Below are 24,895 nucleotides of genomic sequence, written 5' to 3'. Positions count from 1 at the left end.
TCACGCATTCGCCGAGAGCACGGCAAGGCCTTCGCCCCGCACATAGCCGACGGTGGAGATGATGGCATGTTTGGCGGGACCGGCTTGGGCCGCTTCGTTCGCAGCGTCGAAGGCAGGCACCGTGGCGCGGGCGTCGATGGCAAGCGCTGCCAGCGCGAGGCCCGCAGGGAACTGGGCTTCCACGGAATGGCCGATCGAACCGGCATACCCACGCACCGGCATGCCGGCGAAACGTTCCGCAAGGTGAGCCTTCTCACGTTGCGTAAGATCGGCGAGGCCGGACGCACCCGAGAACACGACGGTGTCCACAGCGGACAGCGATTCGGCCTCCGGCACCATGCGGCCCAGACGCGCTTCGAGCTTGCCCTCATCGCGATTGCCGCGATCACCTTCGACAGCGTCGAGCACGGCATAGATATGCGCGCCACGGGCTTCGGCATGTTCACGCGATTCCAGCACCAAGAAGGCGCCGACCGTGCCGAGAATCATGCCACCGCCCGAGGAACCATCGCGCGACCAGAGCGGCTGCCAAGGTCCGGTCTGATGGGCGCGGATACCTTCGACCAGAAGCAGGATGTCGGGGCGTTCGGAAACAAAGGCGCCGCCGACAAGAGTATGCGTCGACTGGCCTGCCTTGATGCGGGCAAATGCGGTTGCGATCGCCGAGATACCGGCCGCTTCTTCACCCATGAAGGTGCGAGAGGAACCGGTGACCTTGTGAACGATCGAGATATTGCCGGCGAGCAGGTTGGAAAGCTGCGCCAGGAACAGTGTCGGACGAAGCTCGGTCTTCAGTTTTTCGATCAGGAATTTCTCTCGGTCATTGCGCTTCAGCGCCTCGTCGACGATCAGGCTGTCGACCGCGATGTCACGCTCGCCACCGCCGGCGGCGACGATCAGGTCCATGGTGCCGCAGGCGTCTGCGTCATCCTTCATGCCGGCGTCGTCGAGCGCGAGGCCAGCTGCAAAGACGCCGAGGCGCTGCCAGTTTTCCATCTGGCGCTGGTCGCCACGCTTGGCGATCTGCTGCGACCAGTCGATCTCGGGCAGCTTGTGCACGACGTAAGGCGCGAACTTTTCGGTCTCGAGCACCGGTTCAGGTGCGGTCTTTGCGGAGAGCAGCGCGAGATGCGCGTCCTTGCCGGTGCCGTGGCAGGTGACGATCCCGATGCCGGTGATCACCACATCATTCGGTTGTTTGACCATATGCAATCCTCTCGCCGGCAGGCTCACCGACGTAAAATGCGGGTTTTCCCGAATAAGGCCCCAAGGTCAATAGGAATTGCGCCCTTGCGGCCGAAAGCGTGTCAGCCTTGGGTCGCCATCGCGGCCATCAGACCAACCTCTTCGGCGCGTTTGCGCACGATCGGCGCGAGCGGCACCTCGGAGAACGGCATGGTGCGGAGCTTCAACTGGGCGTCGCAGACCTTCTTGCCGCCGCTCGTGATCTTCGCCTTGGTGACGGCAAAGCCCGAACCGTCATGCTCAAGCTCCGCCTCGATATCGAGGACAGCGCCGGGCTCGACGAAGGTACGCATCTTCGCGCCATCGACCGACATCAGGAAAGGCATGGCCTCAAAGTCCTTGACGGCAAGCAAAAGCATGCCGGAGGCCTGCGCCATGGTCTCGATCAAAAGCACGCCGGGAACCAGCGGCATGCCGGGGAAATGCCCTTCGAAGACAGGGCTTTCCATCGGCACGGTCGACGTGGCCTTCAAACGACCAAGGCCGAGATCCACGCTCTCGACCTTGTCAATCATCTGGAAATATTCAAGCAGCATGACGGTGTCCGCTCCTTTGGAGACGGGTCAGCCCTTGGCGGCGCGAAGTTCGTCGATCTTGGCGCAGAGGTTCTTCAGCACGAAGTACTCTTCGGTCGAAACCTTGCCTTCGTTGACTTCCTGCGTCCACTGCTCGAGCGGGATCTTGATGCCGAATTCCTTGTCGATCGCAAAGACGATGTCGAGGAAGTCGAGGCTGTCGATGCCAAGGTCATCGATCGTGTGGCTTTCCGGCGTAATCGTCTCGCGGTCGATTTCGCTGGTCTCAGCAATGATGTCGGCAACTTTGTCGAATGTAGCGGTCACGCCAGTACCTCATGTGTCTCAAATTCTGGGTTCCACATAAGGAAAACACGGTCAAATGCCAATGGTGGTTTTGTGCGACAGCGAAATTTGGAGCCTAAGTGTTGCTTAAACAGCAATCGAATGGCGTCCCTTGCCATTGGCGAGATAGCTGTCGAAGACGGCGGCAATGGTCCGCGCGAAGGGCCGGCCGGCATCCGTGATGACGAAACGATCACCCTCGATGAGGCAGATACGATCCTGGTTGGATAGCGCAAAGCTCTTCGCCTCGGCTGCGATCGCATCGACCGCATCACCGAACTCCTGCCGCAGTTCCGAGAAGGACATGGCGAAGCGGCACATGATTTCCTCGATCACCCGACGCCGCAGCCTGTCGTCTTCGCTGACCTCGATGCCGCGCACGGCTGCCAGTCCGCCGGCGTCGGCCATGCGCTGATACTCGCCGGTTGCCGGCATGTTCTGGACATAGCCCTGTGGCAACTGACCGATCGAGGAGGCGCCCAGCCCGATCAGCGCTTCGGCGGCATCGTCGGTATAGCCCTGAAAATTTCGCCGCAGCCGCCCTTCCCGCGCTGCAATCGCCATCCGGTCGTCGGGCAGCGCGAAATGGTCGATGCCGATAGGCTCGTAACCGGCGGCAACCAGCATCGAGGCGGCAAGGTTCATCTGCGCGAAACGCTCATCAAGCCCGGGTAGAATTTCGTCCTTGATCATCGTCTGGTGCTTCTTCATCCACGGCACATGCGCATAACCGAAAAGCGCGATCCGATCGGGGGCAAGGGAAAGGATGTCCTTCACCGTTTCAGCGACAGTCGCCTCCGTCTGGTGCGGAAGACCATAGAGGATGTCGCAATTGACGGAATGCACGCCGCGCGCGCGGACAGCCTCGACCACCGACTTCGTGTGTTCAAAGGTCTGGATACGGTTGATCGCCTTCTGCACCTCAGGGTGGAAGTCCTGAACGCCGAGACTGGCGCGCGTCATGCCGATGGCGGCGAGTGCATCGTAACGCGGCTCATCGAGGTCGTTCGGATCCATCTCGACGCTGATCTCGACATCCTCGGCGAAGGTGAAGGCCGAGCGGAGTGCTGCCATCAGGTCGATCATGTCGTCCGGCCGGACCATCGTGGGAGACCCCCCGCCGAAATGAACCGCCGTCACGGCTGCGTCGCGACTGACCAGCGCGCCGACGGCCGCAATCTCCTTTTTCAACGATTCCAGATAGATCGCAATCGGCTCGTATTTCAGCGTTTGCTTGGTGTGGCAGGCACAGAACCAACAGAGGCGGTCACAATAGGGGACATGGATGTAGAGCGAGATGCGCTCCTGTCCAGTGATCGCCTGCAGCCACTGCGCATATTTGCCGCAGTCGATGCCTTCGTGAAAATGTGGCGCCGTGGGATAGCTGGTGTAACGAGGGACAGCGCCGGAGTATTTGGCCAGAAGGGAATTTTGCATGGTTTTGCGCTGCCTTGAGACGTGTCGAGCTGCGACCAAAGATAGCGCCGTCTCTTGTCCCGGCCTTTGACATCGATCAATTTACTGATACATTTCTCACGTAGAGTTTATTGAAACTCAGAAGCCCGAATTGGGCACTGACCGAGGGACGCATGGCGTCCAGAGACGGTCTGATTGGATGGCACGACCATGGACACTTTCAGAAAACATTTTCCGGAATGTGAGGCTCCTGCCGTTTGTCGATCCTGCGACGCGCGCCATGGCGGCCTCTGCTCAGTCCTGACCTCCGCCCAACTGACCGAACTGAACAAGCATTCGATCCGCCGCCGGGTCGACGCCGGTAACGAGGTTATCGGCCAGGGCGAACAGGTCGGAAGCTACAGCAACATCCTCAAGGGCGTTATCAAGCTGTCGAAGATGATGGCGGATGGCCGCCAGCAGATCGTCGGCCTGCAATTTGCACCCGACTTCCTTGGCCGCCCGTTCCTTGGCGAAAGCACGATCACGGCGGAAGCCGCAACGGATACGGAAATCTGCACCTTCCCACGCAACATCGTAGACCGCATGGTTGGCGAAGTGCCCGACATGGAGCGCAAGCTCCATTCCCAGTCGTTGAAGGAACTGGACGAGGCCCGCGACTGGATGCTGACGCTGGGCCGCAAGACAGCCCAGGAGAAAGTGGCGAGCTTCCTCTATCTGATCGCGACTCACATTGACCCCGAAAGCGAGGGCACACAGACCTTCGATCTGCCGCTGTCGCGTGCCGATATCGCCGACTTCCTCGGGCTGACCATCGAAACCGTCAGCCGCCAGATGACCAAACTGCGCAAGGACGGCATCATCGTCATCGAGAACAACCGCCACGTCATCGTGCCGAAACTCGAACGCCTGCGCGACGCAGCCGGTATAGACTGATAAGTTGTGCTGTCAGAGGCGAAGCCGGGGCATAACGCGAGCCAATTTAAGCTAGAAACGTCAGATGATTTTCGAGATCGCCCATATCAGGGCGATTAATGCCGCCATGACGACGCAGGCTGCGTAGAAAACACCGATTCCCGCAAGGATATCAGCAGGCCCGGCATCGCTGCGGCCGGATGCATGCATCATCGGCTCGCTCACTCTGGTGCCGCCATAGACGCGCGGACCAGCGAGCTGCAGATCGAGTGCTCCCGCCATTGCGGCTTCCGGCCAACCGGAATTCGGCGAGCGATGCAATCCGCTATCGCGCAAGGCCGCAGACAATGAGCGACGGCCGGCCCCTGCCCCGCGTTTCAAGACTGTAGCCAGGGCGATGAACCCGGCGGATAGCCGCGCAGCCGGCCAGTTCGCGAGATCATCGAGCCTGGCGGAGGCCCAGCCGAATTGCAGGAAGCGCTCATTCTTGTGGCCGATCATCGAATCAGCCGTGTTCAGCATCTTGTAGGCGAGGATGCCGGGAAGGCCGGCAATCGCGTACCAGAAAGCCGGTGCAACGACACCATCGGCAAAGTTTTCGGACAGGCTTTCGATCGCCGCGCGCGAAACGCCGGCCTCGTCGAGGGTCTTCGGATCGCGCCCGACGATCATCGCAACCGCTTGACGACCTCCCCCGAGACCATCACGCAAGAGACCGTCGGCCACCGCTTGGACATGATCGCCAAGGCTCTTCTGGGCGAGGAAAACGGCCACGACGATCAATTCGAGAATGATGCCGACAAGGCCGAGATGGTCGAACAGGGCAGAAAGCAGCATGCCGACGGCCGCCGAGGCGGCGAGCAACGCCACGATCGTGAAGACGCCATTCAAGCGTCGACCTTCGGCTGTGAAACTTGTTCTGTTCAGGCGCTTTTCGAAGAGATCGATCGCTTTGCCGAAGATCACCACCGGATGCGGCACACGTTGCCAGAGCCATGGCGGATCGCCGACGACCCGGTCGACAAGGATGGCGACGAGAAGGAGCAGCAGATGGTTCATGCTGACGAACTCCGGAATGTTCTGAGCGCCTCGCGGAGACGCGTATCGCCCGCCTCGTCGGGGGCAAGGCCGAAACGCAGCCAGTCCGGTCGGTAGTCGAACTTGCGCGTCAGGATCTGGCGGCTGCAGAGATGCCGGTACAATTCGCCAACTCTCGCATCTTCGACCAGTTGGAAAAGCTCGGTGCCACCGCTGACTGTGAAGCCGGCTTCGGACAGAATCTCCTGAAGTGCAAGCGCGCGGCTTCGGATCTGCTGGGCAATGAGGCTGGTATCGGAAGACATCAAACGCTCGGCAAGCACGAGCGCCGGGCCGGATACGGCCCAAGGTCCAAGCCATTCGGAAAATTGCGCTGCGACTTCGTCGGCGGCGATGACAAATCCGAGGCGAATGCCGGCAAGGCCGAAGAATTTTCCGAAGGAGCGGAAGACGATCAGGTTCGCACTGTCATCGCCGGCAAGGCTCTGGTCGGGCAGCATGTCACCGAAGGCCTCGTCGACCACAAGCATCCCGCCCCGATCTGCGAGATCACCGGCCAGCGCTCGAAGCTCGGTCGGTGTGTGGAGCCGTCCGTCCGGATTGTTCGGATTGACCACCACGACAAGACCATGCGCCTTGCTGATCTCATTGAGATCACTGATAGCATCCACGGCAAGCCCGGCAAGCGTGAAGGCGCGCGCATATTCGCCATAGGTTGGCGAGACCACTGCAACCCGGGCACCTGATGGCACCAGGCGCGGCAGCAACTGGATGACCGATTGCGTCCCCGGCACCGGAAGTGGCAGCCGATGGCCCGCGCGATAGAAGCGCTGAGCCGCGTGCCGTGACGCCGTCTCCCGTTCCTGGTCGGGCAAGCGATGCCAGGCCCGCATCGGGATCTCGGGCAGATCAGGCGGACAGGGGTTGATGCCGGTCGACAGGTCGAGCCAGTCTTCAATGCGCCCGCCATAGAGGGCTGAAGCAGCGGCGAGACCGCCACCATGCTGGATCGGCCCGCTCATGCGCCCGCTCCTGCAATGTCGATGAGGTGCATGTAAGACCCCGCAACGGAACCGCGCCTCAGCCCGACGGCACCGAGCGGTTCGCCGAGAGCGTCCTCTGCCTCGAACAGGCGGTCCGCCGCCCCTTCCGCAACAACCGTGGAATAGTGGAATTCGTGGCCGGTATAGCTGCCGGCAAACAGATCGGGCGCGAGCGATCTCAACCGCCGATAACCCAGATGACGTTTGCGGACCGCATAGCTCGTCACCAGCGGCAAGAGGCCGAGCATGGGGTGGCGATGGCCGTCAGCGTCGACGAGCCCATCGCCCAGAACCATATAGCCGCCGCATTCCCCATAGATCCGCGCTCCCCGGTCCGCCGCTCCCATCATTGACGAGCGGAAGCCGTCAGCAGTGGCCAATCTCCCGGCATGCAATTCGGGATAACCACCCGGCAGGTGGATCGCATCGGCATCTGGCGATGGCCCCTCGTCGGCGAGCGGCGAAAAGAAGGAGAGTGTCGCGCCTTGCTCCCGCCAGCCCTCCAGGAGATGCGGATAGGAAAAGGCGAAGGCGAGATCGCGGGCGACGGCGATGTGCTGACCGAGCGGGGCGATGCCGCGCACCGGCGCGCTTTCTCTGCGAGGCGCTGCCTGGGCGATGGAAAGCAGTGCGCCCATATCGATCCCCGCATCGATCGCATCGGCCGCTCGCTCGATGAAGTTCTCGAGAGCAGCATGTTCGCCGGCCTGCACCAGACCGAGATGCCGCTCCGGCAGGGAAAGCTGCGGGTCACTCCTGAGGCAACCCAGCACCGGCACCTCGGTCTTGGCCATTGCGGCGCGCAACATGGCTTCATGGCGGTCGCTGCCGACGCGGTTGAGGAAGACGCCGGCGACCCGCACGTCAGCGCGAAATCGGGCAAAGCCCGTTGCGACAGCCGCGACGGATTGCGATGTACGAGCGCAATCGACAACCAGCATAACAGGCAGGGACAGAAGGCTCGAGAGATCCCCTGCACTTCCCCTCCCGTCGGCCGCGCCATCGAAGAGCCCCATCATCGCCTCGATGACCAGCAAGGCATCAGGTGATGTCTGAGCGGCCTGTGCGTGGAGAAACGACGGGCGCATGGCCCAGGGATCGAAGTTGAAGCAGGGTGTACCACTCGCAGCCGTATGAAAGGCGGGATCAATATAGTCCGGACCGGCCTTGCCGGGCGCGACCACTAGACCGCGACGCTTCAACGCCCGCATCAAGCCGAGCGTCACCACTGTCTTGCCCGAACCGGAAGCCGGCGCGGCGATCAGCAATCCGCTCATGCCGTGTCTTTCCGCTCCACGGCGAAGGGATCGGGCAGAAGCTTGCGGCCCGAGAGGGCGCCCAGCCAGTCGAGCGAAGGCCTCAGACGCACGACCTCACCGATGACAACGATCGCCGGCGGTTCGATCCCCGCGGCAAGCATGTCCGCTTCGGCGCGTCCCAGTGTGGTTTCGAGCACGGTCTGTTCCGGGGTCGCGGCATTGCAGACGAAGGCCACGGCCTCGTCTGCCCGGCGTCCGGCGGCCATCAGATTGGCGGCGATCTGGCCCATGTGTTTCATCGCCATATACATGACGATGACGGGTGAGCCGCGACCGATGGCGGCCCAGTCGATTCGATCGGGCACGACGCCGGAGGAATCATGGCCGGTCAGGAATGTCACGGCATGGTTGACTTCGCGGTGGGTGACCGGGATCCCGGCATAGGCAAGCCCGCCGATCCCCGCCGTGATGCCCGGAACGATGCGGAAGGGCACACCATATTCGATGAGCGTTAGCGCCTCTTCGCCGCCCCGTCCAAAGACGAAGGGATCGCCGCCTTTCAGCCTGAGCACGCGGTGGCCGGCCTTTGCGAGTTCGACAAGACGCAACGATATATCTCGCTGCTTGGCCGACGGCTTCCCACCGCGTTTGCCTGCATATTCGAGAATGGCGCCACTGCGCGCGAGTTTCAGGCAGTCGTCGTTCACCAGAGCGTCGTGCACGATGACATCGGCTTCCGACAGCGCCTTGGCGGCCAGCAGCGTCAGGAGGCCAGGATCGCCGGGGCCGGCGCCGGCCAGCCACACATGGCCGGGCTCGAGGGCCGGCAGGCTCATGGGAAGGGCTAGACGCATCGTGTCACTCATGGTCATGGTCTAGGCCTCGTGCGGCAAAATTGCAATTCCGCCATGGCCCTTTCCGCCCCAAACCTTCGCCCATACGCCTTCCTCAAGACCGCCGGCTCGCCTATAAGCGAGCCATGAGTGACGTCGAAAAACAGGCTGGAAGAAATGGGGCCGAGGGCCACCGGCTTGAAAAGCCGGAAGGCACCCCCTTGCGCAATGGTTGGACGACGGGAGCCTGTGCGACGGCGGCAACCAAGGCGGCATTCACGGCTCTTCTGACGCGCAACTTTCCAGACCCCGTCTCGATCACACTGCCGAAAGGCGAAACGCCGGCCTTCGCCCTCGCCCGCGAAGGTTTCGACGGCGAGAGCGCCTATGCGGGCATCGTCAAGGATGCCGGTGATGATCCGGATGTGACCCATGGCGCCACCGTAATCGCGACGGTGACCCGCCTACCTCCCGGAAACGGCATCCGCTTTGTGGCTGGCGACGGGGTCGGCACCGTCACCAAAGCGGGCCTTCCGATTGCCGTCGGAGAACCGGCGATCAATCCGGTACCCCGCGCCATGATGACGGCGGAGATCGAAGCGATTGCTGCAGCTCATGAGGTCACGCCGGATCTCGAGGTGAAGATCTCCGTTCCCGGCGGCGCACAGATCGCAGAAAGCACCTGGAACCCTCGGCTCGGCATTCTCGGTGGGATCTCAATTCTTGGCACGACGGGCATCGTGCATCCCTTCTCGTGCGCTGCCTGGATCCATTCTATCCACCGCGGCATCGACGTCGCCCGCGCCGAAGGCCTGACCCATCTGCTCGGCGCGACCGGTTCGACATCGGAAAAAGCGGCCCAGATCTTTCACAACCTGCCGGACGGCGCCCTGATCGACATGGGCGACTTCGCCGGCGGATTGCTGAAATACCTGCGTGCCCACCCAGTCCCCAAGCTGACGATCGCTGGCGGCTTTGCCAAGATGACGAAACTGGCCCAGGGCGCTCTCGACCTGCATTCCTCACGCAGCCAAATCGACAATAATTTCTTTCTTTCAATGCCTTGCAGTCATATCCTCAAAGCTTCTGCTCGTAGTGCCGTCGAAAACGCGAATACTGCGATGGAAGTACTTGAGATCATGACACAAGAAGGGATCGCAATCGCCGCATCTGTGGCCGAGGCGGCAAAACGCACGGCCGAGGGCGTGCTGCGCGACAGTGGCGTTGTGGTGGACATCATCGTCACAGATCGCAAGGGAGCGATCATCGCCCATGCGAGCTGAACCGGAGGATGCGCCGCAGAAAATCCTGATCCTTGGCGGCACGGCCGAGGCCCGTCTTCTGGCGGAAAGGCTCGTGGTCGAAGGCCATCTTGTCACCACCTCGCTGGCGGGGCGAACGGTTGACCCAATCCTGCCTGCGGGCGCAGTGCGGATCGGAGGATTCGGAGGGGCGGAAGGCCTGGCGGTCTATTTGAAGACGGAGGGATTCGACCGGATAATCGACGCCACCCATCCCTTCGCGCGGCGGATCAGCGAGAATGCGATCAAGGCTGCGGCGATCTCAGGCGTGCCGCTCGAACAGCGGCTGCGCCCTCGCTGGCAGAAACAGCCGGGTGACCGCTGGAGGAGCGTAGCCACACTCGAGGCGGCGGCCGAGGCCTTGCCATCGGGCGCGACTGTCTTCCTCGCCCTTGGCCGACAGTATCTCGACGCTTTCGTCGGGCGGGACGACTGCCGCTTCGTGATCCGAATGGTCGATGCGCCGGAAACGCCGCTCGCCTTCGCGGATTACACCCTCGTCCTTGGCAAACCGGCAAGCGATCCCGACCGCGAGGCAGACCTCTTGACGGCACATGGCGTCACGCATCTCGTCTGCCGCAATTCTGGTGGTCCCGCCGGCTATGCCAAGATCCTTGCAGCACGACGCCTCGCCATGCCCGTCGTGATGCTCGAACGCGACTGAACAGCTTGCGGCTCAGCGGAACTCGAAGATCTGGCGGAACACACCCGGCGCGATGATCGACAGCGGGTTGATCACCAGATTCGGCTTCATCGTCGGCCCGGTCAACTTGAAGGTGATGCCGAGCAGGCCGCGGTCGCGCCCATTGCCGAGGATGGCGCCGATCACCGGCAGTTCGGCGAACAGTCGATTGAGCCCATAGGCCGGCATGAAGGTGCCGGTGAGGTCGATCCGCCCGGCCTGATCCCGGACGATCCCCTGGAAGGTCGCACCCACCTGCTCGCCGCGCACGATACCGTTTTCGACGCTAAGCGTACCGCCGACCAGCGCAAGCCGGGCAAAAGCGCGCTGGAAGCGGGCAGATCTCACATCGATATCGCTGCGTACGGCATTGTTGAGACTGCGTCCGCCGGCACCGGTCGGCGCGGAGACGATCGTCTGAAGCCGCTCTTCGTTCTCGACCTGGAAGTTGCGCAGATCGAGATTGCCGCTCCAGGCGCCGTCGCGCGTTTCCGTCAGGCGCAGGTTGGCAAGACCGCCGCCCAGCCGTTTGTACGTGTCGAGAAAGCGCAGGACGGCACCGGCATCGCTGGTGGTGACGGAGAGTTCCCTCATTGCTTCGGGCTGACGCAGTTTGGCGACCAGTGCCTGACCGCTGCTTGTCACACCGGAAAAGTCGACGGCACTGACCCGGCCCTTGCTCGCTCCATAGATGATCGAAACACCAGACAACTGCTCGCCGCTGAAGCCGACCACACGGTCGAAGCGTCCTTCGATCCTGAGCGAAGTCCGCGCCGCCTTCGTATCGCCGCCCTCGCCGGACGGTCGCTGCAGGGTGGAGATCAGAGAGCGAGCGTCGAAGGCGCGGCCATTGGCCACAACCGAATAGACGCCCTTGCTGAGACGGACGGTCAGCGCCACCTCGTCTTCCGGCGACAGGCGGACGCGCGACAGATTGGCCGCAACAAGCCCGGTATCATCAATGCTCATGTCGCCGGAGGCGCCAAAGCCCTCACCATCCAGAGCGAACTTGCGGATCACCGACAGCTTTCCGTCTTTGGTCAACTCGAACTTGGCGGTCGCGCCAATGCCTTGCCCCTTCGACCACCCCACCCAGGGAATGGTCAGCGTCGCGGATCGGAGATCAACGGACACGGCCTGTGTCGTATCGTCGAGCCGGCGCAGCTCCAGCTTGATCGCCCCGTTGACGATCTCGCCGAGCCCCGGCGCGAGCTTTTCGCGGGCTGCATTGTCAAGTGTCGCCGTTACGACCTGTTCGCGGGCTACGGCACCATCGCCGCGACGCACCGGTTCGGTGAGCTTCACCTCCATCGGGACATCGTCGATCTTCGCTGATGCATCGAGCATGGCCTTGTCGCGATCGACAGACAGGGATCCGGTGACATCGGCGATCTGACGCCCGTCGAAGGGTTTGGCCACATCCACATCGTTGAGCGCGACTTCAGCCGTCCAGCTCGGATCGGGCGGCGACTGATCCGGCACCAGACCGAGCCGGATCTTCGCCTGCCCGCGAACCTTGCCCGAGAAGTCCGAGGGCTGGAAGTCGACGACCTTCAGCGCTTCGATCGGCTTGAAGGAAACGAGTTCGGCCACGGCATCCGCAGCGCCTGCGATATCGAGATCGATATCCGCCATCAGAGGTTTCTCATAGGCGTCCTGCAGCACCAGACGACCGCTCTCCAGCTTGACCATGCGGCCCGACGGAAAGAAGGAACCCGCTGAGCGGATGGCGACATCCACCCGCTCGCCCACCATGTCGAAGCGGCCGTAGACGTCGCGAAGCGGCGGCAGTTCGCCGGTCAGGTTAAGGCGCGCGTCTTCCAGATCGAAACCGATCTTCAGTTCGTCGGCATCAAGCCGCACCGGCTTCGGGTCGATCGACAGGCGGTTCTGCGGAATGAAGACGTCGATCGTCCCCTTGGGGATCAGGCCGCCATAGAGGTTTCCGAGAACCCATTCGCGCGGCTTGGAGGCAATCCAGTAGGGCCACAACTGCTTCACCACGGTGGTGCGCATGTTCTCGACCACGGCGTTGAACCGGATCTCCGGCCCCGTTCCACCGAAGCCCACCTGAAGCTTGCCGCGCATGTTGCCCGACGGCGTGGAAACGTCGAGCGTGTCGAGTTGCAGGCGGTTCTCTTCGACCAGGTAGCGACCATAGCCCTTCAGGAAGAAGGGAAACGGTGCTTCGCCGGCGCGCGGCACATTTGCTCGGCCATCGGTGACCACAAGATCGATGCCGAAACCCTTGCCGAAACTACTGCCTTCCGGCAGCCGATCGAGATCGATCAGGCCGCCGGAGAGCGGAAAGATGGTTTGGTCGAATCGGGCAGTCGAATCGGCAAGTTCTATCGTATCCTTGGCAAAGTCGTAGGAAAGCCTGAGACGAGCGTCGGTGATCTCCTGGCGTTGGCCGTCGGAGTAGAAGCCGGCTTTCTGCATGTTGATGCCGAGCGAGACGCTGGCATCCTGATCCGGCGCCTCGCGCCGAGCATTCAGCAGCAATTCGGCCGAGCCGTCGATGCCCTGGCGCGCTTCGCCCGTGCTGGAACGCCGCAGCAGGAACGGGGTCAGCCGCACATCGGCAACCCGCATCGTCAGCGAATCGGCACGGCCGTCGACATTCGTGGTCAGCGCCGTCAGTTCCGTTTGTTGCCCGTTGACTGCAACCGCGCCGAAGATCGAAAGGGAACCGTCATCCCCGCGCTCCAGCACGATGTCGTCGATCGCAAGCGTCATCGGCCGCCCACTTGTACTCGTGGAGGCGATCTCCAGTCCGGCAAGGCGCATACGGTCGAGACCGCCGCGGGCAATGAAACCCTGCAGCCGGTCGAGTTCGGCAAAGGCATCTGCCAACCGGGCCGGAATATGATCGATCCGCCAATCCGAGATGTCGACACGCTCACCCTTCGGCAGCACCGTCGCATCGAGATCGATGCCCTCGCTGACGATCTCGCGTATGGAGAACCGACCGCCTAGAAGCGCCAAGGGCTCAAGGATGAATCGGACCGAATTCGTCAGGGCGACCCGTTCGCCGCCGGCCTGTTCGTGCAAAGTGACGTCCCGCGCCTCGACGGACAATTCCATCCCATTGGAGAAGCGCACTTCCGTGCCGCCGATTTTGGCGGTGAACTGCGGTCCGAGCGCATTGTTGAGGACGGCCTGCGCTCGTTGCGCAAGGGCGGCATCGAGGGTGCCGCTTTCGACCACGGCATAGACCGCAAAGAACACGACGACCCAGAGCCCCGCGAAGCCGGCCAGTACCCGCAACAGGCGCCGAAACAGCGATCGCTTCGGCGGCGGACAATGCACAATGAGGGGATCCTCGGCCTGGGCAGACGGAAGAGCATGCAGCGGCACAATGTCCCGCTTGCGAAACCGTAGCTTTTCGCCCCGGATCTCCGACATGTCCTGGTGATTGTCTCCGTCGATCGATGCCGCTAACAAGTCGCTCTGGACGACTGCGGAGCGGACTATATATCGAAGGCGCCCACATTCACCCACAAAACGGGCAAAAGAAAGGTTATCCCATGACGGATTTGACTGCCGGGGACATGGCCCCCGATTTCTCCCTGCCCCGCAATGGCGGCGGCACCGTTTCTCTTTCCGATTTCGCCGGAAAGCCGGTGATTCTCTATTTCTACCCGAAGGACGACACCAGCGGCTGCACGACCGAAGCGGTCGACTTCTCGGGTCTGACCGAGGAGTTCGCAAAGCTCGGCGCGACCGTCATCGGTGTGTCGCCTGATTCGGTGAAGAGCCATGACAAGTTTGCTGCCAAACACAACCTTTCGGTGGTGCTGGCCGCTGACGAGGAGCACAAGGCACTGGAAGCCTATGGCGTCTGGAAGGAAAAGAGCATGTACGGCAAGACCTATATGGGTGTCGAACGCTCCACCTTCCTGATCGACAAGTCCGGCAAGGTGGCCGAGGTCTGGCGCAAGGTGAAGGTCCCCGGCCATGCCGAGGCCGTGTTGAAGGCGACGCAGGCTCTCTGACATGTTGGAGACGACGCAGCCCGAGACGGCTTTCCATTCCCTTCGCGGCGCTGCCACCCTCGCAATCCTGAGCGCCGACCTCGACGAGAAGACGGCGCTCGCCCAGACTGCTGCGATCCGCTGGCATGAGCGCCGCCTGTCGCTGCGCTCGCCGCTCGATCCGCCGCTTCCGGATCGGCCGGGCCGCCCGGCAAAACCCGAGCTCGTGCCGCCAAAGGCCGTCGGGAAGCGCTCGCTGCACACCCTGCCCGGCCGCATCGCTCTGCTGCACGCGCTCGCCCATATCGAACTCAATGCCGTCGATCTCGCCCTCGACATCGTCGCCCGCTTTGCCACCGAACCGGTGCCGCATTCCTTCTTCGACGGCTGGATGAAGGTGGCCTACGAGGAGGCCAAGCATTTCCGGCTGGTGCGCGACCGCATGCGGGCGCTCGGTGCAGATTATGGTGACATGCCCGCCCATGACGGGCTCTGGCAGGCGGCGCACTCGACGAAGAACGACCTCACGGCCCGCCTTGCGGTGGTGCCGCTCATCCTCGAAGCCCGCGGCCTCGATGTTACGCCGTCGCTGCAGGACAAGATGCGAGAAACGGGCGATCTCGAAAGCGCCGACGTGCTGAAGGTCATCTACGAAGACGAAAAAGGCCATGTGGCCGTCGGCGCGAAATGGTTCCGCTTCCTCTGCGCCCGCGAAAAGCGTGACCCCGCACGGGCGTTTCAGGACCTGGTGCGCGCCAATTTCCGCGGCCAGCTGAAGGCACCTTTCAACGATGTCGCACGCGCCGAAGCGGGCCTGACGCCATCCTTCTACCGGTCGCTGTCCTCCAAGAACAACTCGTCGGTTTGACGCGCAATTCCAAGCGCCTAACGCTTCATTAACCCTAATTATGCGTAATTGCTAACGGCGGATCGGACAGGCGACTCGCCGATATCGGGCATGACGCTACGCGAGGCGCGCCCGACTTTATTGGGGGACAGCGTGACGACGGGTTCGAACAGCCAGGTCTTCGGAAAGCGCAGGGAGCAGCATATCGTCATCCTGGCGAGCGGCGACCGCATCCGGCACATGACGATCCGTCCCTGGATGGTGGCGCTCACAGTCTGTTTCCTCGGCACCATGGCGATCGGCTACCTCGGCGCCACGACCTACCTCGTCCTGCGCGACAACCTGATTGGCGCCACGATGGCACGCCAGGCGCGCATGCAGCATGAATATGAAGACCGGATCGCAGCGCTCCGCGCCCAAGTCGACCGTGTCACCTCGCGCCAATTGCTCGACCAGCAGGTAGTCGAGGAAAAGGTCGAGAAACTGCTCGAGCAGCAGATGGCTCTCACCTCCCGCCATGGCCGGATCGACGCGCTTCTGCAGACGGGAAGTGAGCCTGACGCTTTGCCGACGGATGGCCCCCTGCCTGCCGAGAAGCCAGTGGTCGATGGCAAGGATCAGGCTTCCTTCTCAACGGGCACACAGGCCTTCGCCGCCCTGCTCGGCGAAACAGCACCAGAACCCAAGACCGAGGTCCCGCATAGGCCGGCGCTCGCGCTTGGTTACGTGCCGATGACCGGCGAAAATGTCGCCGATCGCGCCGACCGCCTCTTTTCGAACATGACGCTGTCGCTGAAGGAGATCGAGGCCGAACAGCTGCAACGAATCGAGGAACTGGCGAACGGCGCCTCGCAGACCGCCGACGAGATTGCCGCGATCCTCAGGCGTCAGGGCGTGCCGATCGACGAACAGGCGGCACTGCCGGCAACCGACGCCGTCGGTGGTCCATATCTGGCGCCGCAGTCAGACCGCGATTTCAACGCTTCGCTGAATGCGCTGGATGTCGCCCTCACGCGGCTGGAAACGGTTCGCGACACGGCCAAGCGCCTGCCCTTTGCAAACCCCGCCCCTGGCAGGGAAATCACCAGCCAATTCGGCAACCGTCCGGATCCCTTCTTCGGCGGACTTGCCATGCATGCCGGCATCGATTTCCGCGCTCCGACGGGCACGGAAATCCGCTCCACCGGGGCAGGCAAGATCGTCACCGCAAGCTTTTCGGGCGGCTATGGCAACATGGTCGAAATCGATCACGGCCTCGGCCTCTCCACCCGTTACGGGCACATGTCCCGCATTCTGGTGAGCGAGGGCGACACGGTCGAAACCGGGCAGATTCTCGGCCTGGCAGGCTCGACGGGACGGTCGACCGGGCCGCATCTGCACTACGAGGTCCGGCGCAATGGCGACCCTGTCGATCCCATGCGTTTTCTCAATGCCGGAATGAAGCTGACGCCGCTGATCAATTGACGGCGACAGGACGATTCGCAGCAGATTTTCCGTCAGCAGGGCTCCGGTTTGCGGATCACCATGACGTTGCAAGCCAATTAATCGTGATCATTAAGCCTTTGTAGGGGTAAATCCGCCCGTTTCCTTGACTTTCCGGCAGTTTCCTTCTATTCGCCGCAACCATTGTTGCCCGATCTTCCGGGCTATTGAGCGATGTTCGCGAGAACAGGAACGGAAACTACTTCCCTTTGACCACTTTTGCTGACCTTGGCCTGAGCCAAAAAGTCCTTTCTGCCGTCACCGATGCCGGCTACACCATTCCGACCCCGATCCAGGCAGGCGCAATTCCGCCGGCCCTGCAGCGGCGTGACATTCTCGGCATCGCCCAGACAGGCACCGGCAAGACGGCAGGCTTCGTTCTCCCCATGTTGACGCTGCTCGAGAAGGGCCGCGCCAGGGCTCGCATGCCGCGCACGCTCATTCTGGAGCCGACGCGCGAATTGGCAGCCCAGGTCGCCGAGAACTTCGAGAAGTACGGACGGAATCACAAGTTGAACGTGGCGCTGCTGATTGGTGGCGTGTCGTTCGATGAGCAGGATCGCAAACTGGAACGTGGTGCCGACGTCCTGATCTGCACACCAGGCCGCCTGCTCGACCATTGTGAGCGCGGCAAGCTTCTGATGACAGGCGTCGAGATCCTCGTGATCGACGAAGCCGACCGAATGCTCGACATGGGCTTCATCCCCGATATCGAGCGCATCGCCAAGATGATCCCGTTCACGCGTCAGACGCTGTTCTTCTCGGCAACCATGCCGCCAGAAATCCAGAAGCTGGCCGACCAGTTTCTGCAGAATCCAGAGCGAATCGAAGTCGCTCCGCCGTCATCGACGGCGAAGACGGTGACGCAGCGCCTCGTCGCATGCCACAACAAAGACTACGAGAAACGTTCGAAACTGCGCGACCTCATCCGCGCCCAGGACGACCTGAAGAACGCGATCATCTTCTGCAACCGCAAGAAGGATGTCGCCGACCTCTTCCGTTCGCTCGAGCGCCACGGCTTCTCGGTGGGCGCGCTGCATGGCGACATGGACCAGCGCTCTCGTACGACCATGCTGGCTGGTTTCAAGGCCAACGCGATCACGCTGCTCGTCGCCTCTGACGTCGCCGCCCGTGGCCTCGACATCCCCGATGTCAGCCATGTCTTCAATTTCGACGTTCCGATCCACGCCGAAGACTATGTCCACCGCATTGGCCGTACCGGTCGTGCCGGACGCTCAGGCGCGGCCTTTACCCTGGTGACGCGCAGCGACACCAAGTTCCTTGATGCCATCGAAAAGCTCATCGATCAAAAGATCGAATGGCTTGATGGCGACCTGTCGGCCCTACCGGCGCCGGCTGAGAGCCATGACGAAAGCCGTGGAAAACGCGGCCGCGACAAGGGTCGTGAGCGGCGCGGCGGTCATAAATCCGATACGCGCAGCGAGTATGTCAAACCGGCAGAGGAACAACAGGTGATGGAAGCGGTGAAAGTGGAAGCGATCAAGGTGGAGCCGGTGGCGACAGAACGCAAAACGGACAAGCGCCGCGATCAGAACCCGCGCAACAACCGCAACAATCCTTATCCGGCAAACGACGACAATCGTGATCGCCGCCGCAACCGTCATAACGACCATGACGACGGCCCGACGCCCGTTGGCTTCGGCGATGACATCCCGGCCTTCATGCTGATCGTCGCCGCCGCCAAGGCCTGATCCCTGTGGGTCAGCCCGGTATCGATTTCCCCGGTCTCGGGGTTGGTCTTGCCATCCTTCGGGATGGCAAACTGCTTTTGTGCAAGCGCATGAAGGCGCCGGAAGCCGGCCACTGGAACATCGTCGGCGGCAAGGTCGACCACATGGAACCGGCGGAACTTGCCGCGCGCCGTGAGGCCGAGGAAGAAACGCGGCTCTCGATCGGTCCGATCCGCTATCTCGGCATTACCGAACAATTGATCGAGGCGGACCGTCAGCACTGGATTTCGCTGCTCTACGTCACCGACGACACATCCGGCGATCCACAACTGACCGAACCGGACAAGCTTTCGGAAATCGGCTGGTTTGATCTCGATGACCTGCCGCAGCCGCTTTCCGTCTTCACCCAGACGGTTCTGACCTATCTGCGCTGAGCGGCCTCACGCTCAGTAACCCGCCTCGCGGCATCGAGCGCGATCCGAGCCCATTTCGCCATGATGTCGGGGTCGTCGAGCGCTTCGTCGGGGATCGTCCAATAGGGCATGGCGACAGGCTTGCCGCTTCGACCCTCGTAGCACCAGCGCCGGGCGCCGGCTTCTTCGAGCAAGGGCGCACTCTCTTCGTCACCCTTCAGCATCAGTTCGCCGCGCAGTTCGAGTGCAAAGATGATGCCGCGCGCATAAATGCCCTTGCCGCCGAACATCCGACGGATCGACACCGGCCCGACCGCCTCGAACATCTCCTCAATCGCCGCATTGTCCATGATCAATCCTTCAGGATCCCGCCGGCTGCCAGAATGGCCTCGGGCGTATCGACGTCAAGACGGGCAGCGGGGCCGATCTCGACATCGATGACGGCAAGCCCCGCGCTTTCGATCACAGGCCGGGCGCCGATATCGCCTTCAAGCGTCTTCAAGGCCTCGAAGGTTGCTGCGGGCAAAATGACGGGATTGCCGCGCTGGCCATCGGAAACGGCGCGCACAATCGCCTTGCCGCCGGATTTACCGTAAGCGCTTGCAAGTGCTGCGATATCCGCGCTGGAGACGTTCGGCATGTCAGCCAGCAGCACCATCATGCCAGGCAGCCCCTTGGCCTCGACCGAGGCAAGACCCGCCTTCAGCGAACTCGCCATACCGGTCAAAAAGTGTTCATTTTCCAGCACTTCAACAGCGAACCCTGCAAGCGCCTCGGCAACCTCGCCGCTGCGATGGCCGGTGATGACCGTAACAGCACCGACGCCGGCCTCGATCGCCTGACGCACGGAGCGTCGTACGAGCGGCTCGCCCTCGAACTCGGCGAGCAGCTTATGGCGACCACCCTCGCCCATCCGGCTTGCCCGCCCTGCGGCAAGCACCACGAGGCCAAAGGCCGCCGGATCGACGTCCTTCGTGGCACTTAGACGCGGCAGCGGACGGCTCGGGATCTCCATCAGCAGACCACCGACGCCCCAGCCCGCCATTTCCATGCGGTCGGGCGGTTGACCGGCGAGAATGCCATTCAGGACCCAGTCAAAACCATTTTCCTTCGGCGAGCGGGCGCAGCCTGGCGCACCGATGACGGGGACATCGCCCACATGACCGAGAACCAGCAGATTGCCAGGATCCACGGGCAGGCCGACCTGATCGACCACGCCACCGGCAAGGCGGATGGCGGAGGGTATCACGTCATCGGCATCTGCCACGGCCGAGGCACCAAAGACGACGAAGAGCGGCGGACCGTCTTCCACGGCAGCTCTGTCGTTAAGCGAGGCGCGGATGGCGTCCGCCACGGCGTCAGCCCGATGCGGGACCCGGTGTTCAGATGCAAGTCGGCTCGCCGAGGGCGCAAGCCGGGCTTCAAGCACGCGGGTCGTCTTGTCCATGACAGACGGTTTCAGGGACGGCAGATGGGTCGCGACGAGATGTACCCGGTGGCGACAATAGGGCGCGACCTCAAAGGCGATGACCTCCTGCAGGAGGGCAGCAGCTTCTGCAACACGTGCACCGGCCACGGCCAGCGGGATGATCTTCACGGTCGCGACGAGATCACCGGCCCGCACGTCCCGCCGATCAGCGAGACAGGCGAGCGTGATCGCGGGATCGACGGCGTTGAAGCAATCGACCAACGTCCTGTTCGCGCGAAAGAGACCGTTTGCAGAGGCATAGAAATTCACCCGCCCGGTCGAGGCCGGACTGCGGGTCAGGCCTCTGGGCTCTATTGCAGCGCTCAACCGGTCGGCCGCTTCGTCTTCCATCAGGTCGCCCGGTTCCAGCCGGCAGGCAATGACGGTCGTTACCCCCTCTGCCTGCAAGCGGACGAGATCCGCCGTCTGCAGGCGGTGTCCCTTCGGCAGTTTGCCGGAGGCGAGTGGCTGGGAATGCGCAAGGATCGCACCCTCAGCTTCTGGTGTCAGGATCGGCCCGAACTTCACGGCGATGCCTCATGGGAGCCGGAGGCCGCCCCGACACTACGCCGGCGCAGCGACTGGATGACATCGGCGAGGATCGCGACCGCGATTTCGGCCGGTGTGGCAGCGCCGATATCGATGCCGATCGGGGCCCGGATGGCGGCAATGGTCTCGGCATCCAGACCGCCCGCCGTCAAGCGCTCGACGCGCTTCGCATGCGTCTTGCGGGAGCCAAGCGCACCGACATAGAAGCAGCGCGCCTGCAGCGCCGCGATCAGGCCGGGATCGTCGATCTTCGGATCATGGGTGACGGCCACCATGGCGGAATAGCGGTCGAGCGGCATCCCGGCGAAGACCTCGTCCGGCCAGTCAGCCCGTAGATCGATACCGGCGAAGCGCTCGGGCGTTGCGAAGGCTGTGCGCGGATCGATGATGGTGACGGCAAAGCCTGATAGCGCCGCCATCGGCGCCAGTGCCTGGCTGATGTGCACGGCGCCGATCACGACGATCCGCGGCGGCGGCAGATGCACGTTCAGGAACAGGCTCTTGCCCGCGATCTCGGCAGTGCCCGACTTGCCGGAGAGAAGACGCGCCCGGATCTCCTGCCCCAGGGCATCGGTCGCAACCTGATCCTCGGTGATTAGTTGCGAGACGCCCGTGTCGAGGTCGCTCACCAGCACGGCGCCGAGACGGTCACGTTTCGCGGCGTTCAGAGCCGCAAGCGTCGAAATCTCCATCAGCCGAGCCTCTCGACCTGCACGCGGATGCGGCCGCCGCAGGACAGCCCCACCCGCCAGGCGGTCTCGTCGGCCACGCCGAATTCGAGCATCTTCGGCGTCCCGCTCTCGATCACGTCGAGCGCCTCCGTGATGACAGCCCCTTCGACACAGCCGCCGGACACCGAGCCCTCGAAATTACCCTCGCCATCGATGACAAGATGGCTGCCGATCGGGCGCGGCGCCGAGCCCCAGGTCTCGATCACGGTCGCGATCGCGACGGATCGTCCCTCGGCGAACCAGCTTTCGGCAATTTCGAGCGGATCGCGCAGAACGGCGTCGGTGGTCATCATGGCTGGCTCCTGTCTGAAGCGAGGTAACGCCGGGGGTCGCAGTTCCGATCCGGCGCCCCGGAAAGAGATTGGACGAGATCCGAAAGCGCTTCCAGATTATGGACTGACCGCAACTCGTCGACATGCGGCAGCATTGCGCGCACCCCCCGCGCGCGCGCTTCGAAACCGGCAAAGCGCAGCAGCGGATTGAGCCAGACGAGGCGCCTACACGAACGATGTAGCCGGTCGGTCTCGCGGGCAAGCATATCGACCTCGTCCCGCTCCAGCCCGTCGGTGATCAGGAGGACAACGGCACCCTGCCCCAGAACGCGACGGCCCCAATGGCGGTTGAAGAGCCTGAGCGTTTCGCCGATCCGCGTACCGCCCGACCAGTCGGCCACGGCGTCTGTGCATTGCGCAATCGCCTCGTCCGGATCTCGGTGACGGAGTTGCCGCGTCACATTGGTCAGCCGCGTACCGAAGAGGAAGGTATGCACCCGGCGGCGACGCTCGGTCAGAACATGCAGGAAATGCAGGAAGATGCGGGTATACTGGCTCATCGAACCGGAAATGTCCGCGAGGATGACGAGCGGCGGCGGCTGTTGCCGGCGCTCTCGAAACTTGGGCAGCATCAGGTCGCCGCCGGTCCGCAGCGACTGGCGCATGCTGGCGCGCGGATCGATGATGCGCCCGCGTGGCGACATCCGGTAACGGCGCGTTTGAACGAGATCGAGCGGCATGGCCAAGCGTTCAATGGCACGCCGCGCCTCCTTCAGTTCGCTCGCTGTCATCTGCCCGAAATCAAGTCGGCGAAAGACCTCCTGGCCCGAAACGGTGAGCCGAGCATCGATCTCGACATCCGGCTCGTCGCGTGGCTTCGGCTCGCGTTTTCTGTCGGCAAACAAAGCATCGCTGACACGCGCTCCGCCGGCCTTCGGCTTCTGCCGCTCTCCGATCGCCGCCACCGGCGACATCAGCGCGATCATCTTGCCGACGAGATCCCGTGAGCGCCAGAAGATCGAAAAGGCCTCGTCGAAAACCGGCTGATCCTCGTGGCGTTTGACGAAGATCGCCGAGAGCGCCGCATGGAACTCGATGCGCGAGCCGATGCCGATCGCGTCGATCGCCTCGATGGCGTCGATCACGGCTCCCGGTCCGGGCTTAAGACCGGCCCTGCGCAGAACGCGGGCAAAATGCACGATATTGTCGGCAAGCCGCCCATCACCCTTGACCGGTGGCGGCACAACGATTCCGTCACGTCCACTGGCGGGATGCGGCCCGAAGCTTTCCATCTCAGCCGGCCTTCGCCAGGAGTTCGGCTTTGACTTCCGAGAGCAGCTTCTCGCCCTCGCTGCCCTGGATGCGGGCGATGTCTTCCTGGTACTTCAAAAGCGTGCCGAGCGTATCGGCGATCGTCTCCGGATCGAGCGCCAACCGGTCGAGTTCGGTAAGCGCCGTTGCCCAGTCGATGGTCTCGGCGATGCCGGGGTTCTTGAACAGGTCGATGGTCCTGAGTTTCTGCACATAGGCGACGATCTGCCGGGAGAGCTGTTCGTTGCAGCCCTTCACCTTGCGGCGGATGATCGCCAGTTCGTCGGCAGCGGCCGGATAGTCGACCCAATGGTAGAGGCACCGGCGCTTCAGCGCGTCATGCACCTCGCGGGTGCGGTTCGACGTGACGATGACGATCGGCGGCTCGGAGGCCTTCACCGTCCCGAATTCGGGGATGGTCACCTGGAAATCCGAGAGGACTTCCAGCAGGAAAGCCTCGAAGGCCTCGTCTGTGCGGTCGAGTTCGTCGATCAGGAAAACCGGCGCGCGTCCCGGTTCGCCTTGCAGCGCCTGAAGGACCGGACGGCGGATCAGATAGCGCTCGGAAAAAATATCGCCCTCGAGCCGGGTTCGATCCGAGACGCCGGAGGCTTCAGCCATGCGGATTTCCAGCATCTGTGCCGGGTAGTTCCACTCGTAGACTGCGGAGGCCACATCGAGGCCTTCGTAGCACTGCAGGCGGATCAGCGGGCGGTCGAGCGCCTTGGCCAGCACCTTGGCGACTTCGGTCTTGCCGACACCGGCTTCCCCTTCCAGGAAAAGCGGCCGTTTCATCTTGAGCGCGAGAAATAGCACCGTCGCCAGCGGCCTGCCGGCCAGATAATCCTCAGCCGAAAGCAGATCGATTATGCCATCGATCGTCTCCGGCAGCACCTTTCCCGAGGTCTCTGCCATGTCTCCTCCCATGTTCGAGGGGAAGTCTATAGCGTGTGATAGCCCCGGTCCAGATAGATGAGCGACGGCTCACGCTGACCGAAATGCACCGCCTTCACCTCGCCGAAAAGGATCGTATGGGTATTCGTCACCTTGCGGTCGGTCACGACACAGTCGAAGGCGACGATCGCATCGACAAGCACCGGCGACCCGGTTTCCATCACCTGCCATTCAGCCTGGGCAAACCGGTCTTCGGCAGAGAGTTTGCCGAACCCTGCAAAGGCATTGGCCAGATCCTGGTGATGGGCGCCCAGCGTATTCAAGGCGAAATGCCCACTCTCGAAAAGCACGGCATTGCTCGCATTGCTGTTGTTGAGGCAGGCAAGCACCATGGGCGGGCTGTCGGACACCGAGCAGGCGGCGGTGATCGTAACCCCGCGCCGGATGCCTTGGTGCTCCGTCGTCACGATCTGCACATGCCCCGCATAATGGCTCATGGCCTCGCGATAAACGGCTGGATCCAGAACTTGCATGCTCAAACTCACGTTTCCCCCTTGGAAGCTTGCACTCAAGACACCGCAATATGGGCCGCAGCCCTTATCTTTTCCACAACACCATCACGATTTCGGTGATGCCCCGCATTGCCCGGCGTAAAGCCAGCATTTCCA

Annotated in this window: 24 protein-coding genes; 8 read left to right on the top strand and 16 right to left on the bottom strand. The window is 62.7% G+C overall.

The window, feature by feature from the left end:
• From SJY08_RS06780 to hemN, 4 genes are all read right to left on the bottom strand, one after another.
• A complete protein-coding gene (locus SJY08_RS06780) occupies positions 1-1,206 on the bottom strand; it encodes a beta-ketoacyl-ACP synthase (protein WP_377275109.1) in 1,206 nt (401 codons plus the stop codon).
• 101 nt (positions 1,207-1,307) lie between these two features.
• Positions 1,308-1,781 carry a 3-hydroxyacyl-ACP dehydratase FabZ family protein gene (locus tag SJY08_RS06775; protein WP_377275108.1) on the bottom strand — a complete coding sequence of 158 codons (474 nt, stop codon included), beginning with the start codon at positions 1,779-1,781 and terminating at the stop codon, positions 1,308-1,310.
• Between the two features lie 27 nt (positions 1,782-1,808).
• The gene (locus tag SJY08_RS06770; protein ID WP_003502893.1) at positions 1,809-2,087 is read right to left on the bottom strand and encodes an acyl carrier protein; all 279 of its coding nucleotides are present in this window, start codon (positions 2,085-2,087) and stop codon (positions 1,809-1,811) included.
• Positions 2,088-2,192: 105 nt separating this feature from the next.
• Positions 2,193-3,542, bottom strand: a complete 1,350-nt coding sequence (gene hemN / locus SJY08_RS06765; protein ID WP_377275107.1) for an oxygen-independent coproporphyrinogen III oxidase — start codon at positions 3,540-3,542, stop codon at positions 2,193-2,195.
• 189 nt (positions 3,543-3,731) lie between these two features.
• Here hemN and SJY08_RS06760 point away from each other — a divergent pair, with 189 nt between their 5' ends.
• Entirely contained in the window at positions 3,732-4,457 is a 726-nt protein-coding gene (locus tag SJY08_RS06760) for a Crp/Fnr family transcriptional regulator (RefSeq protein WP_377275106.1), read from the top strand.
• 60 nt (positions 4,458-4,517) lie between these two features.
• On the opposite strand, the gene cbiB is transcribed toward SJY08_RS06760, so the two are convergent.
• From cbiB to cobA, 4 genes are read right to left on the bottom strand one after another with little or no spacing between them, the layout of a single operon-like run.
• On the bottom strand, positions 4,518-5,495 hold the full coding sequence (gene cbiB / locus SJY08_RS06755) for an adenosylcobinamide-phosphate synthase CbiB (RefSeq protein ID WP_377275105.1): 978 nt from the start codon (positions 5,493-5,495) through the stop codon (positions 4,518-4,520).
• The gene (gene cobD, locus SJY08_RS06750) at positions 5,492-6,496 is read right to left on the bottom strand and encodes a threonine-phosphate decarboxylase CobD (RefSeq protein ID WP_377275104.1); all 1,005 of its coding nucleotides are present in this window, start codon (positions 6,494-6,496) and stop codon (positions 5,492-5,494) included. The genes cbiB and cobD overlap by 4 nt, the downstream gene beginning before the upstream one ends.
• Positions 6,493-7,794, bottom strand: a complete 1,302-nt coding sequence (locus tag SJY08_RS06745; RefSeq protein WP_377275103.1) for a cobyrinate a,c-diamide synthase — start codon at positions 7,792-7,794, stop codon at positions 6,493-6,495. The genes cobD and SJY08_RS06745 overlap by 4 nt, the downstream gene beginning before the upstream one ends.
• On the bottom strand, positions 7,791-8,648 hold the full coding sequence (cobA, locus tag SJY08_RS06740) for a uroporphyrinogen-III C-methyltransferase (protein WP_171901542.1): 858 nt from the start codon (positions 8,646-8,648) through the stop codon (positions 7,791-7,793). Before cobA ends, SJY08_RS06745 begins: the two co-directional genes overlap by 4 nt.
• Positions 8,649-8,755: 107 nt before the next feature.
• Between cobA and SJY08_RS06735 the strand changes: the two genes are divergently transcribed.
• Both SJY08_RS06735 and SJY08_RS06730 read left to right on the top strand, forming a co-directional pair.
• Positions 8,756-9,892: a cobalt-precorrin-5B (C(1))-methyltransferase gene (locus tag SJY08_RS06735; protein WP_377275102.1), complete on the top strand. Its 1,137-nt coding sequence runs from the start codon at positions 8,756-8,758 to the stop codon at positions 9,890-9,892.
• Positions 9,882-10,574, top strand: a complete 693-nt coding sequence (locus SJY08_RS06730; RefSeq protein WP_377275101.1) for a cobalt-precorrin-6A reductase — start codon at positions 9,882-9,884, stop codon at positions 10,572-10,574. Before SJY08_RS06735 ends, SJY08_RS06730 begins: the two co-directional genes overlap by 11 nt.
• A gap of 12 nt (positions 10,575-10,586) precedes the next feature.
• Here the strand turns inward: SJY08_RS06730 and SJY08_RS06725 are convergent, their stop codons facing one another.
• Entirely contained in the window at positions 10,587-14,000 is a 3,414-nt protein-coding gene (locus SJY08_RS06725; protein ID WP_377275100.1) for a DUF3971 domain-containing protein, read from the bottom strand.
• A gap of 122 nt (positions 14,001-14,122) precedes the next feature.
• Here SJY08_RS06725 and bcp point away from each other — a divergent pair, with 122 nt between their 5' ends.
• The 5 genes from bcp (at position 14,123) to SJY08_RS06700 (ending at position 19,023) form a co-directional block, all read left to right on the top strand.
• Positions 14,123-14,590 carry a thioredoxin-dependent thiol peroxidase gene (gene bcp / locus SJY08_RS06720; protein WP_054149726.1) on the top strand — a complete coding sequence of 156 codons (468 nt, stop codon included), beginning with the start codon at positions 14,123-14,125 and terminating at the stop codon, positions 14,588-14,590.
• Between the two features lies 1 nt (position 14,591).
• Complete coding sequence (locus tag SJY08_RS06715; protein ID WP_377275099.1) at positions 14,592-15,437, top strand: ferritin-like domain-containing protein; 846 nt, start codon at positions 14,592-14,594, stop codon at positions 15,435-15,437.
• A gap of 132 nt (positions 15,438-15,569) precedes the next feature.
• The gene (locus SJY08_RS06710) at positions 15,570-16,880 is read left to right on the top strand and encodes a peptidoglycan DD-metalloendopeptidase family protein (protein WP_377275098.1); all 1,311 of its coding nucleotides are present in this window, start codon (positions 15,570-15,572) and stop codon (positions 16,878-16,880) included.
• Positions 16,881-17,107: 227 nt separating this feature from the next.
• On the top strand, positions 17,108-18,610 hold the full coding sequence (locus tag SJY08_RS06705; protein WP_054149728.1) for a DEAD/DEAH box helicase: 1,503 nt from the start codon (positions 17,108-17,110) through the stop codon (positions 18,608-18,610).
• A gap of 5 nt (positions 18,611-18,615) precedes the next feature.
• Complete coding sequence (locus SJY08_RS06700) at positions 18,616-19,023, top strand: NUDIX domain-containing protein (RefSeq protein ID WP_377275097.1); 408 nt, start codon at positions 18,616-18,618, stop codon at positions 19,021-19,023.
• Here SJY08_RS06700 and SJY08_RS06695 read toward each other — a convergent pair.
• From SJY08_RS06695 to SJY08_RS06665, 7 genes are read right to left on the bottom strand one after another with little or no spacing between them, the layout of a single operon-like run.
• The gene (locus tag SJY08_RS06695; RefSeq protein WP_377275096.1) at positions 19,011-19,352 is read right to left on the bottom strand and encodes a TfoX/Sxy family protein; all 342 of its coding nucleotides are present in this window, start codon (positions 19,350-19,352) and stop codon (positions 19,011-19,013) included. The genes SJY08_RS06700 and SJY08_RS06695 overlap by 13 nt on opposite strands.
• A 2-nt stretch (positions 19,353-19,354) precedes the next feature.
• Positions 19,355-20,998, bottom strand: coding sequence for an NTP transferase domain-containing protein (locus tag SJY08_RS06690; protein ID WP_377275095.1), 1,644 nt, complete (start codon positions 20,996-20,998; stop codon positions 19,355-19,357).
• Entirely contained in the window at positions 20,995-21,711 is a 717-nt protein-coding gene (locus tag SJY08_RS06685; RefSeq protein WP_377275094.1) for an XdhC family protein, read from the bottom strand. Before SJY08_RS06685 ends, SJY08_RS06690 begins: the two co-directional genes overlap by 4 nt.
• The gene (locus SJY08_RS06680) at positions 21,711-22,040 is read right to left on the bottom strand and encodes an XdhC family protein (protein WP_054149788.1); all 330 of its coding nucleotides are present in this window, start codon (positions 22,038-22,040) and stop codon (positions 21,711-21,713) included. Before SJY08_RS06680 ends, SJY08_RS06685 begins: the two co-directional genes overlap by 1 nt.
• A complete protein-coding gene (locus SJY08_RS06675; RefSeq protein ID WP_377275093.1) occupies positions 22,040-23,314 on the bottom strand; it encodes a VWA domain-containing protein in 1,275 nt (424 codons plus the stop codon). Before SJY08_RS06675 ends, SJY08_RS06680 begins: the two co-directional genes overlap by 1 nt.
• Before the next feature lies 1 nt (position 23,315).
• Entirely contained in the window at positions 23,316-24,248 is a 933-nt protein-coding gene (locus tag SJY08_RS06670) for a MoxR family ATPase (protein ID WP_069041259.1), read from the bottom strand.
• Between the two features lie 26 nt (positions 24,249-24,274).
• Positions 24,275-24,760, bottom strand: a complete 486-nt coding sequence (locus tag SJY08_RS06665; RefSeq protein ID WP_069041258.1) for a flavin reductase — start codon at positions 24,758-24,760, stop codon at positions 24,275-24,277.
• Positions 24,761-24,895 lie beyond the last annotated feature (135 nt).

It is taken from the genome of Rhizobium sp. R86522 (genome assembly GCF_042466255.1).
Lineage (GTDB): Bacteria > Pseudomonadota > Alphaproteobacteria > Rhizobiales > Rhizobiaceae > Allorhizobium.
Note: the sequence above shows the minus strand (reverse complement) of the source record. Positions and strands in the feature narration are given on the sequence as shown.